Consider the following 19,488-nt stretch of genomic DNA (forward strand, 5'->3'; position numbering starts at 1 on the left):
TCTCTACTTGGCTTTTTTCTTATAATAGACTTCTCTTACAATCAGCACGACTACTATAAAAACACACCCTAACAGGAACCAGAACCCAGGGTGAAGAGAAAGCGTATCATAAAGACCGTGAACCCCGCTTGCATGAGTTAACCCTTCAGGCGGGATAGAAGAGCAACCATGTACAGAGTTTAAACCATCAGGTGAGGACACTGGTACTTCAGCAACTACGTGAGTCGAACCAGCTTCCAATCCAGAAGACACATTTCCTGTTCCGGCTCCCAGGGCCTCAGTGCTTGCATTAGAACCTACTTCGGGCACTTGCTGGTCGAGAGCTATTTTCGGACTTGCATTATTGCTCTCGTTTATTCCCATGATCATTTGATCTGGAGAAGAATTATCAAATGACTCCATTGTCTTCATTCTTAAAGGAGCAGTTGCATCAATTACCCTTTTTGCCTTCATATAAGCTGAAAAATACTCTATGCCCGCGGCTGCAAAAAAGGCAGCTACTATTACTCCGAGGTACTTTTGCAGCAGGCTTACGAGAGAGAGTTTGTCTATAGAGCTTTTCGAAGGAACAAGGACAATAAGTTTTTCAACTGACTCATAGATCTTTACCTGCCTTCCTTTCTGGCTCCATTTTATTTGTTTGACCTTTATAAGATCGGATTCGATAAGGGAGTCAAGATTATACTTGACAGTAGTAAGGGGAAGCTCCAGCTCCTCTGCAATGCTGGTTGCAGACATGCTTTTTTTCCCAAGCAACTCAAGAATCTTCATTGATGTTTCATTAGAAAGAATCTGAGTGATCTTTCTTGATTCCCCATTTACAGGGAGAACAAGCACTCTACTTCCCTGCTCCATTTGTTCAGGAACCTGAAGTGGTTCGCCTGCTTCCGATAAGCCCTCTTGATCTTCAAATCCGTCCATGATTGCTTCCTTGATTAAAAACCTGTCTATTTTTAACTCAGAGTATACCTTAGTTTGCACGAATCAATATAAAGTTTTATTTTTATGGCAAAATATTCATTCACTACTAAGTCCGGATATAGAATTCAGACCTTAACCTTAAATAGAACATTGCATATACTAATCTAAATTTTCCGCTGGTACCAATCATGATCACAAAACAGCAGGTTCTTGAATTTCTGAAAAATTACGATTTAGAAAACATTACAATTGCAACAATTTGCTCCCACTCGAGCCTTCAGATTTTTGACGGAGCTCGGAAAGAAGGCTTCAGAACCCTGGGAATCTGCGTCGGCAAGCCTCCGAAATTTTATGAGGCTTTTCCCAAAGCAAAACCCGATGAGTATCTTATCGTCGATAGCTATGCCGATATAATGAATAAGGCTGAGGAGCTTAGAAAGAAAAACACCATCATTATTCCACATGGTTCAGTAGTTGCTTACCTTGGTACGGAAAATTTTGCAGAGATGGCCGTACCCACTTTCGGAAACCGAGCTGTGCTAGAATGGGAGTCGGATAGGGATAAGGAGCGTGAGTGGCTTCTTGGGGCAGGCATTCATATGCCTGGGAAAATCGATGATCCTCACGACATCAATGGGCCTGTAATGGTCAAGTATGACGGGGCAAAAGGAGGAAAAGGTTTCTTCGTTGCAAAAACCTACGAAGAGTTCAACGAACTTATAGATCGGACCCAGAAATACACGATTCAGGAATTTATTACCGGAACCCGTTACTACCTGCACTATTTCTACTCCCCGATCCGAAACGAAGGATATACTTTAAGCCAGGGCAGCCTTGAACTTCTGAGCATGGACCGCAGGGTAGAATCCAATGCGGACGAGATTTTCAGGCTCGGCTCACCCAGAGAACTCATAGAAGCAGGAATCCGTCCGACATATGTAGTCACAGGAAACGTTCCCCTTGTAGCAAGAGAATCCCTCTTACCTCTCATCTTCTCTCTTGGAGAAAGGGTAGTTGAAGAATCTCTTGGCCTCTTTGGCGGGATGATAGGAGCTTTCTGTCTTGAAACCGTCTTTACGGATACGCTTGAGATTAAAGTCTTTGAGATCTCGGCCAGAATTGTTGCAGGGACAAATCTTTATGTTTCAGGTTCTCCTTATGCCGACCTGATAGAAGAAGACCTCTCAACCGGAAGAAGGATAGCCAGGGAAATAAAAATAGCAGCTCAGACAGGCCAGCTGGATAAGATAATATCCTGATATCGTGAGCAAGTAATAGTACCTTCAAGAAAGTGAACTCTTAAAGATGTAATTTGATAATTTTAAGTGTTCAAGCTCTAAAAACTAAATGGTACTATTTAACTTTTTAATTTTTAACTTTTAACTTTTTTCTTGATTTTTAACTTTTAACTTTTTTCCTTAAATCTTTAATTTTTTCCTTAAATCCTTAATTTTTTTCTCTTAATTATTAATCTTTTTTTTAAGTGTTAATTTTGATGTTTCAAACAAGTTTTTTCAGAACTTATGAGGGAAATACATATCTACTGTTTCCTTCACTTCTTTTAACCAACCTAACCGTTCTTCAAGCTTACTGGTAACTATAACCCCAAACATTTTTCTATGAAAGTTTTTTACTCCACAGAAATCGAAAACGCAGTTTTTCCATAATATTTCAAGCGGATCCCCAAACATTTGCAGTTCCCGTTCTCTCAGTGTGTTTGATGTGTTGAATACTAAAGCCGTTTCTGCTTTTAACAGTCCTGTTGGTATTCCTTCGCCACTATCTCCTTCTTTAAACTCATATGCTACTCCAGCACGTATTACCCTATCTATCCATCCTTTTAAAATCGCAGGCGGCTGTCCCCACCAATTAGGATGAACTATAACAATCCCTTCAGCCTTGCTAATTTCGTTGCAGTGTTCTGTTATTATTCCTTCTAAAGAAGCGCCTTTAGGGATTTCCTGACCTGAGAGAATCGGATCAAATTTTTCCTCATAAAGATCGTGAAATAAAACTTCATGCCCGTTACTTGCAAGGGTTTCTATAACGGTATTTGCAATCGCATGATTAAAACTACCTTTACTTGGATGTCCAAGAATTACCAGTATATTCATCGAATTTTGCCTTCCTATCCTGTGAATATATGCTTTACTGATGATGTCACATATCTACGTGAGCTTTAGACTTTTCCAGATATCGTCCTCATATGGAAGAAAAAGATTGTGAAAAGATCAAAGTGGGGATTTTTATTTTAAGTTTGGGGAAATAAATTATTTTAAATAGTTTTCAGTCCGATACTATTTGATGCAAAAAATAGAGAATAAAGAACTCAGTCCTGCTTTTGGAGGAAAAATCACAGGGAAGCTGCGTGTACTTGGAAGTGAAGAGAATCCCGGGAAGGGACTTTTGTCGATTGGAAATTACATGGCACTCGATCACTCTCGGGGAGCAGCCGTTTACCTTGATGCCCTGAAGCCTCATGCTATTTTGATTTGCGGGAAAAGAGGATACGGAAAATCCTATACTATGGGCTGTTTGCTTGAAGAACTTGCTTTTCTTGAGCCTACAATTAAGAAAAAACTTGCATCCGTTGTTATTGACACTATGGGAATTTTCTGGACACTGAAATATCCAAACGCTTTTGAAGCGCAGAGGCTTAAAAACCTGGATCTCACTCCAGCAGGACTAGAGATAGAGATTTTCGTGCCTGAGGGCAAGGTCGAAGCTTACAGAAAACGGAATATCGATGTAAAGCCGTTTTCCATTCCGATAAGAGGACTTTCAGGAAGCCAGTGGTGCAGGATCTTTAACATCGAGGAAGTTTCTCCTCCTGGGGTTTTGCTGGTAAGGGCAATCGAATCCCTCAGGGAAAAAGGAGAAGCATATTCTTTTGAGGAAATTCTCAGCGAGATTGCACGGGATCCTCACTCTGACGAAGCTTCAAAAGGAGCTGCAGAGAACTATTTCAGGGCAGTAAATTCCTGGGGCCTATTCTCAAAAGAAGGGATAAAACTGTCAGATATCGTATCAGGGGGAAGAACAACTATCCTTGATGTGAGTACGCTTGAAGACGAAAACATCTGCGCTGCAGCAGTATCAATTATTGCAGGCAGGCTTTATGAAGCAAGACTTGAGGCAAGAAGAACCTATGAAAAAAAACTTATGGGGGAAAAAACCGATGAAGAAGAATTTCCCATGGTCTGGCTCTTTATAGATGAAGCTCACATTTTCATACCCGCAAAGACTGAAGGCCTTGCCTCAAAAGTGCTTATTAACCGCTGCCTCAGACAGGGCCGGCAGCCTGGTCTCTCCCTTGTCCTGGCAACCCAGAGACCTGCAAGTCTGCACCCTGATGTGGTTTCCCAGAGTGACCTTTTGATCTGTCATCGTCTTACGGCAAGTGATGATATTCTTGCTCTGGAAGCTTCACGGCCTCTTTATATGCAGGAAAATCTCCAGGCATATATTAAGAAAATGGGAAGTGAAAGAGGGGCTGCTCTGATAGTGGACGACCATTCAGAGTCAGTTCATCTTGTGCGTATCCGTCCGAGACTAAGCTGGCATGGAGGAGGAGAACCAAGTGCTCTTGAGTCACATAATGAAGAAAAAAACGACAGAAATACTTTTCAACTACAAAAGTAACTCATTCTGTAAATTTCCCTGGGAAACTCAGGAGTCAGAGGATTTGAATTGTTAACTAATTTTTGGCCCTGTTAGAAAATAATATAAATATTACCTGTGATACTTCAACCCTGTGAATGCAGCTAAACTCAGGCTGCAAAAATTCTAATGTAGTTGCACTTAATTGCAGCAAAAGACCGGTGATGTTATGAGAGGAAGAGCCTGGAAATTCGGAAATGACGTAGATACGGATGCAGTAATTCCCGGAAGGTACCTGATTTACAATACCCCTGAAGAGCTTGCAAAGTACACGTTTGAAGGCGTACGCCCCGAATTCGCAAAAAACGTTCATGAAAATGATATAGTGGTCGCGGGAAATAATTTTGGCTGCGGCTCCTCGCGCGAGCATGCGCCTCTTGCCCTGAAAGGAGCAAAGGTAGCCTGCGTAATTGCAAAATCCTTTGCAAGGATCTTTTTCAGGAACGCAATAAATATCGGAGTTCCTGTCCTGGAATGCCCTGACACTGACAGGATTGATGACGGAGATGAACTTGAAGTAGATCTTGCCACAGGAGTTATAGGAAATAAGACAAAAGGTGAGACCTACCAGGCAACCCCTCTCCCTGATTTCGTGCGTGAAATCGTGGATGAGGGAGGACTTATAGAATATGCCAGGAAACTGGTCTCTGGACGCTAAAAAACAGGAAATCTGTCCTGAGACAGCCCTGTCCGCGTTTGAGATCTCGCAATAAAAAAGGCAATTTTGCCTGTAAATTACAATGGAGTATAAATATGACGCAGTATAAGATTCCGGTCCTCCCGGGTGACGGGATAGGCCCAGAAATTATCGCCGAAGGCAGAAAGGTCATAGATGCCGCTGGCGAAAGATTCGGTTTTGATGTAGAGTGGATTGAATACCCGCATGGAGCAGACCATTATCTTGAGACGGGAGAACTGATTTCGGAAGAGACCTTAAAAGAATTATCCGGATACCCTGTTATTTACCTTGGTTCCATCGGAGACCCAAGGATTGCTCCAGGTGTCCTTGAAAAGGGAATCTTATTAACTGCACGCTTTTACTTTGACGAATATGTCAACCTTCGTCCGATAAAACTTCTTGACGGAGTATGGACTCCCCTCAAAGACAAAACTTCAAAAGATATCGATTTCGTGGTTGTCAGGGAAAACACCGAGGACTTCTACGTAGGAGTAGGCGGCAGGGCAAAAAAAGGAGCAAGTAAAGACCTTCTTGAAGTAAAAAGAACGCTCTACTCCGCAAAATTCGGTCTTGATATCGAGACCGACAGCGAAGAAATAGGATACCAGATAGGCCTTATCTCCAAAGAAGGCACAAAAAGGGTTATCGAGTACGCCTTTGACCTTGCCGAGAACCGGAAAAAACATGTTTCATCCGTTGATAAGGCAAATGTGCTTTCCGATATCTACGGCTTCTGGAGAGAGGAGTTCAATGCAGTTTCTGCAAAACATCCCGGTGTTACTACAGACTTTAACTTCGTTGATGCCATCACAATGTGGTTTGTGAAAAATCCGGAATGGTTCGATGTTGTCGTAACCCCTAACATGTTCGGAGACATTATTACTGATCTCGGAGCCATGATCCAGGGCGGCCTCGGCCTTGCTCCCGGTGGAAATATCAATCCGAAAGGCACAAGCATGTTCGAGCCGATTCACGGTTCAGCCCCGAAGTACAAAGGACAGAACAAAGTGAACCCTATTGCCACAATCTGGGCAGGTGCAATGCTCATAGAACAGCTAGGAGAAAAGGAAGCCGCAGACACGATAGTCAATGCAATCCAGAAAAACATCCTGGATGACAAAGTAAAAACCTACGACATGGGCGGCAAGAGTACAACCTCAGATGTCGGAGACGACATTGCAAGGATAATAAAGGGAGAATAACCCTTCCTTTCGCTTTTTTTCACTATTTCTGCTTCGTTATTCTTTTTTCGTACTTCTTTTTCATTATTGCCGTACACGAAGCTCATAATCTGGAACTATAGAATAAATTTAAATATGTTTGTTGCGTATAATATCATATGAAAATTTTTAATATGGTGATTGGGACATCAAATTTGTTTGATATGAAATGTGAGTACACATCGAAATGCACTGCATATAAAGATGATTCTTACACATGTACGGAAGCACTGGACAAAAGCTACTGCGGAATTTATAAACTTTTCTTGAAAGATGCCTGAAATATTATCCACAGAACCATATTTCGAGTACTGAGAGTTACCAGTTAAGCTGAAAAAACTTCTGTTTTCTTGTTTTATTAATATAATTTTTGTAGTAAAACCTGTGCATAGACTTTGCAGCAAACTAGAATCAGACTCAAGAGCTCTGTAATAAAACAGGTCTTTAATACTACATGGAAAAAAATTAGATTGGCGCTACAACCTCCAGCTAAAGCCGGGTTGTTTTTACGCTTTGTTATATTAAAACAAAAAGCCTCAAAGTTAAATATTGAATATTCTACCTAATAGTCAGTTAAATTTTTTATCAGATATCATTTGGTTTTTATCAGATATTGTTTAGTTTTTAATCAGATATGATTTGGTTTTTATCAGAAATTATTTGATTTTTGTCAGATATTGTTTGGTTTTTGTCAAACATTGTTTATGTCTTTTAGATAAATGGTATCGTGGCATAACTTATTAATTAAATTCCTGTCATGGCTTACGACCAGTACTCCGATGTTAAGTTCTTCGACAATGTTTAAAACAATGTTCCAGATTTGAGCTTGGGTAATGGCGTCTACCATTGTAGTAATTTCATCAGCTACTAAAAATCTGGTTTTAGGGCTTAGAGCTCTTGCAAGGGCAAACCTCTGGAGTTCTCCTCCGGAAAGCTCATTGGGCCATCGGTTAAGCCAGTTGTTTTTTATTCCAAAGGCCTCTAAAATATCCTGTGACACAAGATGTCCTTCGTTTAGAATATCTTTCATCCTCCATTTCGGATTTACAGCTTTTTCAGGATGTTGAAAGACAAGCTGGACGGGATTATAACCTTTTGATGGAATTTCGTTTCCATCCATACTTACTTTTCCCTGGTACTTAATCTCATAGCCTGCCAAAATTTTACATAGAGTTGATTTACCGCTTCCACTGTCCCCTATGAGGCCCAGTACCTCCCCGCTGTGCAAAGAAATATTAACATCTTTTAAAACCGGATTATTTATTTTATACTCGAAACTTATGTTCTCACCTTTAAGATGCATTATTACACCTCACCACCCCTCCGTTGACCTGTTTCAATTGAGGAATTCCCCTGGAACATATAGCTTTCTTTTTGGAACATCTGTCATAAAAGATACATCCGTCAATGACTTCATCCTGCATCGGTTGATGGCCTTTGATTGCCTGAAACTTATTCTGGGGAAGAGCATTCCAGAGTGCACGGGTATACGGGTGCCTCAGGTTTTCACCATTGTTTTTAAAGTCTTCAACATTCGCTACTTCCAGAACCGTACCTGCGTAAAATACTGCGATTTTATGGGAGATTTTTAGTGCAGCCTCGATATCGTGAGTTATGAGTATCACTGCACACCCCTTATCTGCCATGTCTTTGAAGTAACTCAGGGTCTCATTCAAAGTTTTATCATCTAAGCCAGGGGTTGGTTCATCTGCAATTATGAGTTTTGAAGAGCTTATTACGGCAGTGGAGACCAGAACTCTTCTGGTCATTCCTCCTGATAGCTCATGAGGAAGCATTCCTTCTACTTCGGGTTTTAAACCGTACCTCTGAAAAACTTCTCCCTGAAGTTTCTTCATTAAACCCTCTTTTTCCTTTTCAACACTTCCTATTACCTGATTCGAGATTTTCATTAAAGGGTCAAGATAGGTTATAGCTTGCGGGATCAGGGCTATTTCTTTGCCTCTCAGTTCTTCTTTTCTTTCCTGGGTAAGTTTTTTACCATCATATTCCATCTTACCATCCAGTTTTGCATTCAAAGGCAAAATTCCTAAAATCGCATGAGCCAGAAGACTTTTACCCGATCCGCTTGACCCTACGATAGCTAAAATTTCACCTTTATAAGCCTGGATACTCAAGTTAGAAATTACTTTCAGCTCAGTCTGCCTGAGTCCTGACATATATTGAGTGAACGAAAGTGAAAGATCTTCGACTGTCAACAGAGCTTCATTTTTTTTCCGTTCTCTAGCAACTGCTTCAAGTCCAGTGGATAACTCTTTTTTAGGGTTTATTTCAGCTTTACTTCCCACACTTCACACTCTCCAGATATAGATTTAACATATTTTTGTCCAGTACACTTTTTATCCAGTACGTTTCTAATCCAGTACGTTTCTAATCCAGTACGTTTCTAATCCAGTACATTTCTAATCAAGTACACCTCTAGGTCAGCACCATTTTTTATCCAGCATATTTCCAGTCTAATAACGGAAGAAAAATTATTCATGAGCAATTTTCGGATTTATCAACTTTCCTAAGTTTTCTCCAATCATATCAAATGCCAGGACTACAATTAACAGGGATAATCCAGGGAAAAACGCAAGCCACCAGTATCCTGCTGAAAGGTACCTCATAGATTCGGAAAGAATTATGCCGATTGCCGGTTCATGTGGTGAAAGCCCGAATCCCAGGAATGTGACTGAAGCTTCGTGTAAAATCGCATGTGGAAACATTAAAATTGTGCCCAAAAGTATCTGGGGGACCAGATGAGGTAGAATGTGTCTTGTAGCTATCCACCATTTTGACCTGCCAAGATTCCTGGAGATATGAATATATTCCTGGGTTTTCAACTGCTTGGTTTCTGCTCTTACGACCCTTGTTAAGCTCGGCCAATGCGTTAATGCAACTCCGGTGATAACTCCTGCTGCTCCCCCTCCGATTCCTATGGAAATAAGAACTATTAAAAGCAGATGAGGAATTGAAAGAAAGAGGTCTACTAACCACGACACAAAGGAGTCTGCAGTTTTTCCCGCACTTGAAAGTAATCCCAGAATTACGGTCAATAGAGTGCTAATTGTGGAAGCGAGCCCTCCAACCAATATACTTAGACCCAGTCCTTCCAGAGTCCTTATAAACATGTCTCTTCCCATCCAGTCCGTTCCGAACGGATGTTCCAGAGAAGGGGCAAGGTTTTTAGAGCCGAAATTTGTCTGTAGCGGTTCCTCACCTAAAAACACGCTGGAAACCACAATTGCAAGCAATAAAAGTGAAGTGGAACCTATTACCAGAAGCGTTTTCTGCCTGAGGTTTAATCCTCCGAATAGTCCCCTGTTAACTGTCACAACAGCAGTACTCATACCAATGCCTCCTGTTGTTTTATCCTGGGGTCAATAAATTCATAGATAATATCAGCAATCAGGTTTCCAAAGAAAACAAATAAAGTACTGAAGATGACTATTCCCAAAAGCAGCGGTACATCGGATTTCAATCCTGCTGATACTGCAGTCTGTCCGATTCCGGGATACGAGAATACCTGTTCAACAAGGACTGTGCCTCCGAACAATTCACTGAACCCTAAAAACTGCAGAGTAATGGCCGGAAGTGCAACGTTTCGAACTCCATGCCTCAAAATCAGATCCAGCCCTTTTTCACCTCTTGCTTTTGCAAATAAGACATAATCACTGGATAGAACTTCGATTAATTTTTCTCGAGTGAACATTGTAATTTTGGCAATGTCTAATAAACTCAAAGTTATCGCAGGGAGAATTAAACGCTTAAGCCAATCAAAAAACGTCACATTGTCGGCTGTAACCCCTATAGGTACACTTAATCCTATTGGGAACCAGCCCAGATATACCGAAAACACTATCAAAAGCAGCAGTGCTAGCCAGAACGTAGGTGCAGCAGCCAGAGCATAACAATAAGTTTTTATTGCCTTATCAACCCACGTACCTTGATTCGCGCCCGCTATAATTCCTAAAGCAAACCCCAGAATTCCTGAAAGCAGCCAGGAAATCCCCATCAGGATTAGAGAAGCTGTAAATCGTTCTTCAATGACGTCAATAACTGGAGTTCTATAAATTAGAGAAGTCCCAAAGTCTCCTTTAAGAATATCTCCGGCCCAGTTGAGGAATTTTTCCTGTGGAGGAGTGTTAACCCCCCAGTACGCTTCAAGTTTAGCTTTGTGCTCTGCGGTTACTGGCATCTCCCCAATATAGGCTCTAACGGGATCTATAGGCGAATACTGGATAAGCATGAAACTTGCAAAACAAACTATAATCAAAAGGCTTGTCAACCTGAGTGCCTTTTTTCCGATGAAACTCGCTATTTTTTCATTGTTTGACACGCTACTCCCTCATACATAATTATTCTATAGTGGTGTCCGTTTTAACGTGAATACTGACCTGTGAACTATTTCTGGGGATTATTCAAGGTTTTTTTATTTTTTAAGCCAGAATAGAGTTAAGTCCTGGAAAACAAACATTTTAGTACCTTTTATAGTCAGTTATTAAACTCGACTGTTGATAGCAATAAAGGAAAAAGTGAGTAACTGAGCCTGCAAGATCAGAATTAAAGGCTCGGTTATCCGTTAATTATCGGATAAAGTCTCACTTGGAAGTCGAGTTTGCTGTGTCTACTCTTTTCCACTCATAGATATTTCCTAAAACATCTGCTCCTGCGTTTCTTTGCGGAGTACCAATATCCAGGGTTTCATCTGCCATGTAGAGGTAATCAATTGTTACCAGCCATAACCAGGTAGCATCTCCTGCTGGCCCAAAACCGGTACTTCCGTCATATGCAGCTAACTTCCAGTATTTTGTAGCCTGGTCCTGATCTGTGGACCTCAGAGCTGTTTCCAGATATCCGTCTACAATAGAATTATTATAAAGGCCAGGGTTCCTGTAGGTATCATCAGCCTCTTTGCTGTGGTACTGCTGGTAGAGATTAAAGGTATCTATACTGCTGTAAGCGTATAATACAGCTGAACTATACTGGTTAGCGTAGATTTCGTCCCAACTTGCTCCTACAAGGTCTATTTTTATTCCTAATTGTTTAGCCTGTTCGCTTACAGCTACTGATAGAGCTTGCCTTGTCTGGTCAGTAGCAGAGTAGTATAACTTAAATTCGGCTTCAGTTCCGTTCTTTTCCCGAATTCCATCACCGTCGGTGTCTTTCCAGCCTGCGTTTTCCAGTATTTTTTGGGCTTCCTCGGGATTTGAATCGTTAATTTTCGCTTCAGGGTTCCCGAAATCCCGCTGGTCTACTCCGGTATATTCTACGGCTCCTTTTCCGTATATGACTCCGTCAAGCAGGGCTTTTCTGTCGATACCAATGTTTAAGGCTTTTCGAATTGTTATGTCTGCTGTGACATTATTGCCGATTGGGTCTCCCTGAAGGCTTTTTTTGCCTGTGTTATACTGCATAGGGAAGGATAGTCCCTGAGCCCTTGCTGCCGGAAGATCTACTAACTTATACCCATCTACAGTCTGATTTGCATGGCTAATCTCAATTTCAGCTATGTCCACATCCCCGGATTTTACTGCTGCAAACGCAGTATCTTTATCCAAAAACAGCATGGTTATTTTTTTGAAATATGGCTTTTTTCCATAGTAATTTTCATTTAATTCCAAGATTGCCTGCTGCCCCTTGTCCCACTCTACAAGTTTATAAGGCCCGGATCCTATCGGATTGGTTCCGTAGGTTTCTTTTTTATATGCATGTTCCGGCACAATCCCAACGTATCTGAGTCTCCATATGAAACTGGACTGAGGCTCTTTCAGTTTGAATTCAACTGCAGTGTTGTTTACTGCAGTGGCTTTTTCGAGATTACTCATATCCAGTTCGGAGTTGCTTCCAATTGCGGTATTAAACGTAAATGCCACATCTTCTGCGGTTAAGTTTTTACCGTCCGTGAACCTGACATCATCTCTAATATGCACAGTCCAGGTATCACCATCCGAACTGACAGAGTAATTCGTAGCAAGATCGTTTATTATGCTTCCATTGTCAGCTGACTTAAAAAGAGTGCTCTGTATAAGTGGCTCAAAATTCACATGCCCGCACCCCCATCCTAGAAGAGGGTCAAATCCTGTTTCGGGCTCACCGGTATGCGAATTTACATTCACCACAAGTTCATCAGAGCCTTTAGAAGCTGGTTCATCCGAGTCCTCGGAAACGAGTTTATCCGAGCTCCCTGAAATCGATCCATCAGAAACATGGGATGACAAGCTAATCGGATCGCCCATTGATGTAAAAATGAGGATAACCGATATGATTATGACTCCTGCCCCTATCAGTAGATATTGCTGATTTTTCTGAATATAGACACCTCCTCTATTTTACCAGAGTCCAGAACATTTAAGCAAAAATTGGATTGCCAAGTAAAGGTTTTTTAAATCTGTCCAGATGACCGGAATCTTATATTAAATAACATTTTCCTAATAAAAATATGATATAAAATATTACTTTTGTCAGTAAAGTTAAGATAACACAATTAAAACAATTTACTATAAATACATTCCGAAATTTATGTGTTACTAATTATTAGTATTAAGGAGTTTAGTAATACTAAATAAAAAAACTTTATGCGTTTTTTAAATCTGAAAATTATCGATGCATTGTGTAATGAAAAAGTATAATTTTAGCGACACTAAAAGATAGTTAAAAGTAGATAAATATGTTAAGATGAGACGATATTTAAGAATAATATATAAGAATATTATGTTTAAAAACATGAAAACATGGTAAAATATTAGAACATGTGCAAAATATGAAAAATGTGTAAAAAATAAAAATATGAGAATATGTGTAAAAAATAAAAATATGAGAATATGTGCAAAAAATAAAAACACAAATTTCAATTAAACTTTGCCAAAAAAGTAACACTGAGGAATTTTGTACCCTCAGCTTAATTAAGAACTTTAAGGAACAGTTCTCAGCCTTGCTAAAAGACTTTCGTGACTGTTCTTCGTTGAAATCCAGATTTCAGCTTAGTTTCCTGTGCGTTTCCACTCCAGGATATTACCGAAGATATTGGCACCGTGAGGCTGGATTTTGGGAGTTCCGATATCTATGTCCTCGTCCATAATGTACAGGTAATCAATAGTTGCAATCCAGAGCCATGTAGCATCTCCTTTTTCAGAAAATCCTGTTGTTCCATCCCAGGCAGCCAGCTGCCAGTTTTTATTGGCAGTGTCCTGATCAGTGCTGGTTATGGCTGTCCTTAGATAGTCATCCACGACCGAATTGTTGTACATTATTATATTGTTGTAGTTTGAAGGGTCGTAGCTTTTGCTGTAGTATTTCAGGTATAAGTCAGTTGGATCCAGTGTGCCAAAACCGAAAACTACAGGAGTTGAATGCGCCAGAGTGTCAATCTCATCCCAGCTCTTACCTTCAACTTTGATGTTTATTCCCAGTTTTTTAGCTTCCTCGCCCAATGCGACGGCTAATGCTTGCCTTTCCTGGGCACTTGAAGGATACAGTAAGGTGAATTCCGCTTTCAACCCATTCTTTTCAAGAATACCGTCACCATCGGCATCTTTCCAGCCGCCGTCCGCTAAAATCTTCTTTGCTTCGTCTACTTTTCCGTCTTCGAATATAGCTTCTTTATTGCCCCAGGGCAGTTTGTCAACTCCAGTAAATTCCTCTTCACCCTGCCCGTTTAACGCTCCATCGATTAAAGCCTGCCTGTCTATTCCGATATTCAGGGCTTTTCTTATCGCAGGATCGGAGGTTACATTATTCCCGATTGAGTAGCCATTTTCCGTTTTCTTTCCCGTATCAGGCTGCATTGGGAAAGTTATTCCCCGAGCATCAATGGAACTGAGAGATACCATTTTCATTCCATCTACTTTCTGATTAGCATAGGAAGAAGGAATTTCAGCCAGGTCAACTTGCCCTGATTTGGCAGCAGCAAAAGCCGTGTCGGACTGCATAAAGAGTAAAGTTATTTTTTTGAAGTACGGCTTCTGACCATAATAGTCCGGATTTGCTTCAAAGATCGCCTGCTGGCCTTTATCCCATTCTACAAATCGATATGGGCCCGACCCGATCGGATGTTCTCCGTAAGTCTCATTATAAGCATGTTCAGGTACAATTCCGAGAGCTACAAGCTTGTGAATAAAAGTCGCCTGCGGATCATCTAATTTGAATTCAACCGTGTAGTTATCAAGTGCTACCGCATTTTTCAAAACTGAGAGGTCGACTCCACTCGAATTTGCCGCAGTATTAAATGTAAATGCCACATCTTTAGCCGTTAAAGGCACTCCGTCATGGAATTTAACATCGTCCCTTATTTTAACAGTCCAGGTCAACCCATCGTCACTAACAGAATAGTTTGTTGCCAAATCCGTAATAAGAGACCCATTACTGTCCTTTTTTAAAAGAGTACTTTGAACCAGCGGTTCACGACTATAACCCCATCCGGTAATTGGGTTAAAACCTGTTTCCGGCTCTCCGCCATGAGTTCCTACGGCTGCCACCAGTTCATCCGAGCCCTGGGAAGTCGATTCATCCGAGTTTTCGGAAGTTAAATTATCCGAACCTCCGGAAACCGATCCATCCGACATCATGGAAGCCGAATTTGCTGGCTCATTACTCGGCATAAAAGCAACAGCAGCCGCAATAATTATGGCTATTGCCCCTATTAAGATATATTGCTGATTTTTCTTAATTTAAACTCCTCCTTCCTCGTAGTTATATTAAATTATTGAAACAGTATTACCTAACAGTAGTGTTTTCAGTAATTTCAACCCAGTTAAATAACACTTTACTAAGAAAACATAACAATATTGCAATACATTCTTTGTAAAAAATAAGACAAACAAGACTAATCTCGTTTTGTTATAAATACATTTCTAAATATATGTAACATCAATATAGTAAATTTATAAAATTAGATAATACAAAATAATATTTTTATTCATTTGTCAATTCTGGATTGAATTTAATTTCTTAGTGAAGAAAAACGATTGAAACTCTCGTCAACCTTATCATGCTCGAGGGACATTTATTCGTGAGCAAGATCCAATAAAACAAGGATTTGAAACTGATATATGTGACAGTGATGACGAAAAAAAGAACAAAGCAAGCTTCCATTTATGATAATGTTTCAATTGATGCCAAAGACGAAATAGACATTGAATGGAAAGGGCCTTATTCATGGCCAAAATTCGAGACTGAATCAAATCTTCCTCCGATTCCTAAGCACCCTGGGGTCTACTTGCAGACTTCTGTATATGAAAATGGATACATAGTCTATGCAGCTGGATATACACGCCGACCTATACCGCAACGTTTCCGTGAACATACAAAAAAATACCTTAGTGGAGATTATACAATTTTAGACATGGATGCCATGAAGCACGGAGTACGAAAAGAGATATGGCATGGGTGGGGAGTTGCACGCCAGAGACGCGATGAGTACGAGCACAGGAAAAGCGAGCTGGTAGAAGCTGCAGGAAAACAGCTAGCAGAATTTAGCATTTTCGTAGCAGACATAGGTACTGAGCCTAGGATTCTTGAGCGAATAGAAGGCGCAATCATGTATACCCTATACGAAAATACCAATCCCTTCCGTGATATTCCAGACAGAGGAATGCAGCTTTCTCCAAGATGGAAAATGGAAAGCCCAATTACGGCATTTATACATTCCTCTGTTGAACTATACGGGATTCCAAAACAACTTGAAATATAAAAAGTAATTTTTCGCGCTTACTATACGGATAAAATCTCTTCCTACTGTCTTCAATTTAAGAAATTAATCAAGTTTGTAAGGTTTGCGCCACGTTCCATACTGGCCTCCATCAGGCAGGAAGATCGTTAAGAGTGAACGGGGAAGCAAGGCTAAACTCCTAACATGAAATACACTAATTCTTAACAGTAAATACTTTAAAGATGTTTACCAAAACTCTACCAAAGAACCAGAGTAAAATAATTAAATTGCTCTAGAGTTTTATTTGTGAGCAAGATCCACTAAAATTATAAGCCCGTTATTGCAACCTTTTTCTGGATATATTGTTTCCGGTTTTTTTGCTAGCCAGAAAGCCAAGTACCGGAAGAGCCATAGAAATTAGAAATAATGTTCCAAGGGCCCAGTTAAGCCATGATAATTCTGGATGTTTTACCCAATAATAAGAAAGGGCTGAAAGAAGAAATGATTGGGTGAGGACTTCTATCATGCCACCAATTCCACTTTTGCTTGGAGTCAGTTTTGTATATATGAATCCCTCGATTGAACCGGGAGCTGGTGCAAAAGTCGAAACTATGCCAATTACGACAAGAGTCGCCCACATAACAAGCCAGCCGTTATTTTCCAGAAAGAAAACATCCCTAAGCAGATAGAATATAAAACCGAAGAGAATACCTCTTATAGGCTGAAATAGAGGACCTGCTCTAACAAGCGGGTCATCGGATTGTCTCATAAAAGATCTGAGAACAGGGCTGGCATGCCGCTCAGAGTATTTAAAAAAGTAGAATGCACCAGCTCCTACTATGAAATAAGTGAGTGTATGAACAATGGCTGCTTTTATGACGATATCCCACATGCTTGGTTGAACCAAAATAGTGATAATTGCTTTATTCTCTTTATATAATTTTCCATAATTGTTATAAAGAGAATTCCCAATAGGGTGAAAAAACCTATAAACTCCGTTTATATTCAGTTCTTTTTAGCTAGCCGTTCGATAAACAGAGTAAGAAAAATATATATCAGATTCGTGAACAAGATCCAATAAAACAAGGATTGAAACTTCTTCTGCAGGCCTTTGTTAATCCATATCTCATCATTCGTGAGCAAGATACACTAAAACAAGGATTGAAACAATACTGTGTGCCAGCAAGTGCAGCAATGATTACTGCTTACTATAAAGGAAGTAGTCCTTCCCAAAGTTCTATATATAAAACAATGCAAGGAGTAGCTCCTCACGGAATTGATAACTCTCGTGCATTACTCTATTATAAATCAAGTAACGGATTAAATAAGCCTAATTCATTTTCCTCGTTTGATGTTAGGTATTTTGCTGATATTCGTAACGAAATTGACAATAATAGACCCTTGCAGAGTAATACTGCAACACATGATCGAGTTTGCGTTGGATACCAATATAATGGTCTTCTAACTTCTTATTTGCGTTTCAATAATCTGTGGACGATTGGTCATTCTGATTGGGAAGCATTTGGTTCTGAAAGTGATCGCATATATGTGAAGTGAAGAGTTTTAACTCTTCATTTTTTAGGTGTGAAGGATATGAATAAAATCAAAAAGGGAATAGCTGTTGTTATTGTTCTTCTGATTCTTGTAGTAATTTATGTGTTTATTCATCTTCCCATGTATCAAGAACCAGAAGTAAGCGGTTTAATTATCAATTTTAAAAATGGAACTACTGAGCCGGAAGTTAAAGCCATTCTTGAAAATTGCAACATGCCTGTGAACTATACTATAGACTATAATACAACAAGTTTTCAAGATGATCACTATTTGGTGGGAAAGCCCATTTTTTGTCATATTCAGTTTGTCGATATATCCGGCAATAGTGCTATAATCACGGAGAAGGATGCAATTATAATAAAAAATAAGCTTGAAACGAATAAGAAAGTTTGGTCCGTATACTTTGATTATGTTAAATATTAAAGGGCTCCGTTGCAAAAAAGGTTCTGTTGCAAAAAATAAACTGCTTGATGTTGGTTTTTCAGTTTCGAACTACGCAGTTGGACTGAAAAATTAACAGAACTGGACCGTTAACTGTTTGAAATGTGACCTTTAATCCACAGTGTTTGTCTATTTGATCTTGTTCCTCAAGTGAATAAGTCCTGCAAGTTTGAGATTATCTGAGCATTTACTGAGAATAAGGAAAAACGACCCTGAAGAACAGCATACGTCACTAAAAAGAATTGAAACTTTATTATTTTTGCACTTGAACTCTGCACAAATGCCGAAAATCCGTACTAACCATTAAAAAGGATTGAAATTAAAAAAGACTAAAAACAGTATAGAAACTTTTTTCATATCATAGAGTAATCTCTGAAATGTGAAACCCTCTATCATTGAAGTACATGACAAGTCTGCCAATGTCTACGATAATATGAGTGTACTGATAGAATATCATGGGCATGAAGTGCTTTTTGGGCTAACTTATGAATATTTATCTCCTGGGAATAGTGTCCTTGATGTCGGTATTGGTACAGGGCTCAGTTCATATTTGTTTTATAAGGCCGGTCTCAAGGTATACGGGATTGATGGCTCGAAAAAGATGCTCGATATATGCAAGAAAAAAGGATTCGCTACGGAACTTAAGTTGTGCGATTTGGTAGTAGATAGATGGCCCTATGAGGACGCAAAGTTCGAAAATACAATAGTATGTGGAGTATTCCATTTCTTTGAGAAACTGGACAGATTTTTTGAAGAAGCAAATCGCGTGACGAAAATTGGAGGTATCTTCAGCTTTACTGTTATGGTATCGGAAGAAGGCCTTTTGAGCTATACGGATATCGGTTCAGGTCTCTCCATATACTATCATAATGATTTTCAGATAATCGAACTGTTAAACAAATGTGGTTTTGAGATATTAAAGTATGTTACATTTTTTGTTTATAAAACACCTGATAAAAAAGAAAAGTCAATGTTTAGAGGGTATCTCGCAAAAAAGATTTGAAAACTCTTCGTAATACAAACTCTTTCATTAAAATTAAATTAAAGTTAAATTAAAATTAAAGTTAGCATTTACAGGAAAAATTCGTTAGGTTTGATTAGAAGTACTCATAACCAGGTCCGCAGATTATAGATCCATTTTTGAAATGCGTAAAATTCGCACACATGAAATATGTGGGAGATAGGTTTTTTCAATCTTTCATACATGAGACGTCTGCAAGATCGATTCGAAATTTTTAGAAATTTATCGATAGATGAATGTTTAGAGACAATCAAGAGTTTTCCCTACTTCTGTAACGAAAGAAATTAATTTACACTTCATTGACTTTGTCCATTTCGCGAAAATTGTTGAATAGTACTGAATA

Annotated in this window: 18 protein-coding genes; 9 read left to right on the top strand and 9 right to left on the bottom strand. The window is 39.6% G+C overall.

Features of this window, described 5'->3' with window-relative positions:
- Positions 1-3: 3 nt before the first annotated feature.
- Positions 4-921 carry an ArsR/SmtB family transcription factor gene (locus MSBR3_RS11925; protein WP_048108390.1) on the bottom strand — a complete coding sequence of 306 codons (918 nt, stop codon included), beginning with the start codon at positions 919-921 and terminating at the stop codon, positions 4-6.
- A 188-nt stretch (positions 922-1,109) separates the two neighbouring features.
- On the opposite strand from MSBR3_RS11925, the gene MSBR3_RS11930 reads away from it, so the two are divergent.
- Complete coding sequence (locus MSBR3_RS11930; RefSeq protein WP_048108391.1) at positions 1,110-2,180, top strand: formate--phosphoribosylaminoimidazolecarboxamide ligase; 1,071 nt, start codon at positions 1,110-1,112, stop codon at positions 2,178-2,180.
- A 255-nt stretch (positions 2,181-2,435) separates the two neighbouring features.
- Here the strand turns inward: MSBR3_RS11930 and MSBR3_RS11935 are convergent, their stop codons facing one another.
- On the bottom strand, positions 2,436-3,035 hold the full coding sequence (locus MSBR3_RS11935; RefSeq protein WP_048108392.1) for an NAD(P)H-dependent oxidoreductase: 600 nt from the start codon (positions 3,033-3,035) through the stop codon (positions 2,436-2,438).
- Between the two features lie 190 nt (positions 3,036-3,225).
- On the opposite strand from MSBR3_RS11935, the gene MSBR3_RS11940 reads away from it, so the two are divergent.
- The 4 genes from MSBR3_RS11940 to MSBR3_RS20350 all read left to right on the top strand — a co-directional run bounded on the left by MSBR3_RS11940 (position 3,226) and on the right by MSBR3_RS20350 (position 6,761).
- Entirely contained in the window at positions 3,226-4,563 is a 1,338-nt protein-coding gene (locus MSBR3_RS11940; RefSeq protein WP_048108393.1) for an ATP-binding protein, read from the top strand.
- A gap of 187 nt (positions 4,564-4,750) precedes the next feature.
- A complete protein-coding gene (locus MSBR3_RS11945) occupies positions 4,751-5,239 on the top strand; it encodes a 3-isopropylmalate dehydratase small subunit (protein ID WP_048110428.1) in 489 nt (162 codons plus the stop codon).
- Positions 5,240-5,334: 95 nt separating this feature from the next.
- Positions 5,335-6,462 carry an isocitrate/isopropylmalate dehydrogenase family protein gene (locus tag MSBR3_RS11950; protein WP_048108394.1) on the top strand — a complete coding sequence of 376 codons (1,128 nt, stop codon included), beginning with the start codon at positions 5,335-5,337 and terminating at the stop codon, positions 6,460-6,462.
- A gap of 137 nt (positions 6,463-6,599) precedes the next feature.
- Positions 6,600-6,761, top strand: coding sequence for a hypothetical protein (locus tag MSBR3_RS20350; RefSeq protein ID WP_155396805.1), 162 nt, complete (start codon positions 6,600-6,602; stop codon positions 6,759-6,761).
- Between the two features lie 410 nt (positions 6,762-7,171).
- Here the strand turns inward: MSBR3_RS20350 and MSBR3_RS11955 are convergent, their stop codons facing one another.
- The 6 genes from MSBR3_RS11955 to MSBR3_RS11980 all read right to left on the bottom strand — a co-directional run bounded on the left by MSBR3_RS11955 (position 7,172) and on the right by MSBR3_RS11980 (position 15,080).
- Positions 7,172-7,783: an ABC transporter ATP-binding protein gene (locus MSBR3_RS11955; protein ID WP_048108395.1), complete on the bottom strand. Its 612-nt coding sequence runs from the start codon at positions 7,781-7,783 to the stop codon at positions 7,172-7,174.
- Entirely contained in the window at positions 7,773-8,786 is a 1,014-nt protein-coding gene (locus MSBR3_RS11960) for an oligopeptide/dipeptide ABC transporter ATP-binding protein (RefSeq protein ID WP_230627422.1), read from the bottom strand. Before MSBR3_RS11960 ends, MSBR3_RS11955 begins: the two co-directional genes overlap by 11 nt.
- A gap of 186 nt (positions 8,787-8,972) precedes the next feature.
- Positions 8,973-9,830, bottom strand: a complete 858-nt coding sequence (locus tag MSBR3_RS11965) for an ABC transporter permease (protein WP_048108396.1) — start codon at positions 9,828-9,830, stop codon at positions 8,973-8,975.
- Complete coding sequence (locus tag MSBR3_RS11970; protein WP_048108397.1) at positions 9,827-10,819, bottom strand: ABC transporter permease; 993 nt, start codon at positions 10,817-10,819, stop codon at positions 9,827-9,829. Before MSBR3_RS11970 ends, MSBR3_RS11965 begins: the two co-directional genes overlap by 4 nt.
- Positions 10,820-11,081: 262 nt before the next feature.
- Positions 11,082-12,719, bottom strand: a complete 1,638-nt coding sequence (locus MSBR3_RS11975; RefSeq protein ID WP_048108398.1) for an ABC transporter substrate-binding protein — start codon at positions 12,717-12,719, stop codon at positions 11,082-11,084.
- Between the two features lie 744 nt (positions 12,720-13,463).
- Positions 13,464-15,080, bottom strand: a complete 1,617-nt coding sequence (locus tag MSBR3_RS11980) for an ABC transporter substrate-binding protein (RefSeq protein ID WP_052723389.1) — start codon at positions 15,078-15,080, stop codon at positions 13,464-13,466.
- Positions 15,081-15,541: 461 nt separating this feature from the next.
- Between MSBR3_RS11980 and MSBR3_RS11985 the strand changes: the two genes are divergently transcribed.
- On the top strand, positions 15,542-16,171 hold the full coding sequence (locus MSBR3_RS11985) for a hypothetical protein (protein WP_230627424.1): 630 nt from the start codon (positions 15,542-15,544) through the stop codon (positions 16,169-16,171).
- A 295-nt stretch (positions 16,172-16,466) separates the two neighbouring features.
- Here MSBR3_RS11985 and MSBR3_RS18985 read toward each other — a convergent pair whose 3' ends face one another.
- Positions 16,467-17,036, bottom strand: a complete 570-nt coding sequence (locus MSBR3_RS18985) for a hypothetical protein (protein ID WP_155396806.1) — start codon at positions 17,034-17,036, stop codon at positions 16,467-16,469.
- Positions 17,037-17,218: 182 nt separating this feature from the next.
- Between MSBR3_RS18985 and MSBR3_RS11995 the strand changes: the two genes are divergently transcribed.
- From MSBR3_RS11995 to MSBR3_RS12005, 3 genes are all read left to right on the top strand, one after another.
- Entirely contained in the window at positions 17,219-17,686 is a 468-nt protein-coding gene (locus MSBR3_RS11995) for a C39 family peptidase (protein ID WP_052723391.1), read from the top strand.
- Positions 17,687-17,722: 36 nt separating this feature from the next.
- Entirely contained in the window at positions 17,723-18,106 is a 384-nt protein-coding gene (locus tag MSBR3_RS18990; RefSeq protein WP_052723392.1) for a UPF0228 family protein, read from the top strand.
- A gap of 397 nt (positions 18,107-18,503) precedes the next feature.
- The gene (locus MSBR3_RS12005) at positions 18,504-19,127 is read left to right on the top strand and encodes a class I SAM-dependent methyltransferase (protein WP_052723393.1); all 624 of its coding nucleotides are present in this window, start codon (positions 18,504-18,506) and stop codon (positions 19,125-19,127) included.
- Positions 19,128-19,488: the final 361 nt, after the last annotated feature.

Source organism: Methanosarcina barkeri 3 (genome assembly GCF_000970305.1).
In the GTDB taxonomy this organism is placed as follows: Archaea; Halobacteriota; Methanosarcinia; order Methanosarcinales; family Methanosarcinaceae; genus Methanosarcina; species Methanosarcina barkeri_A.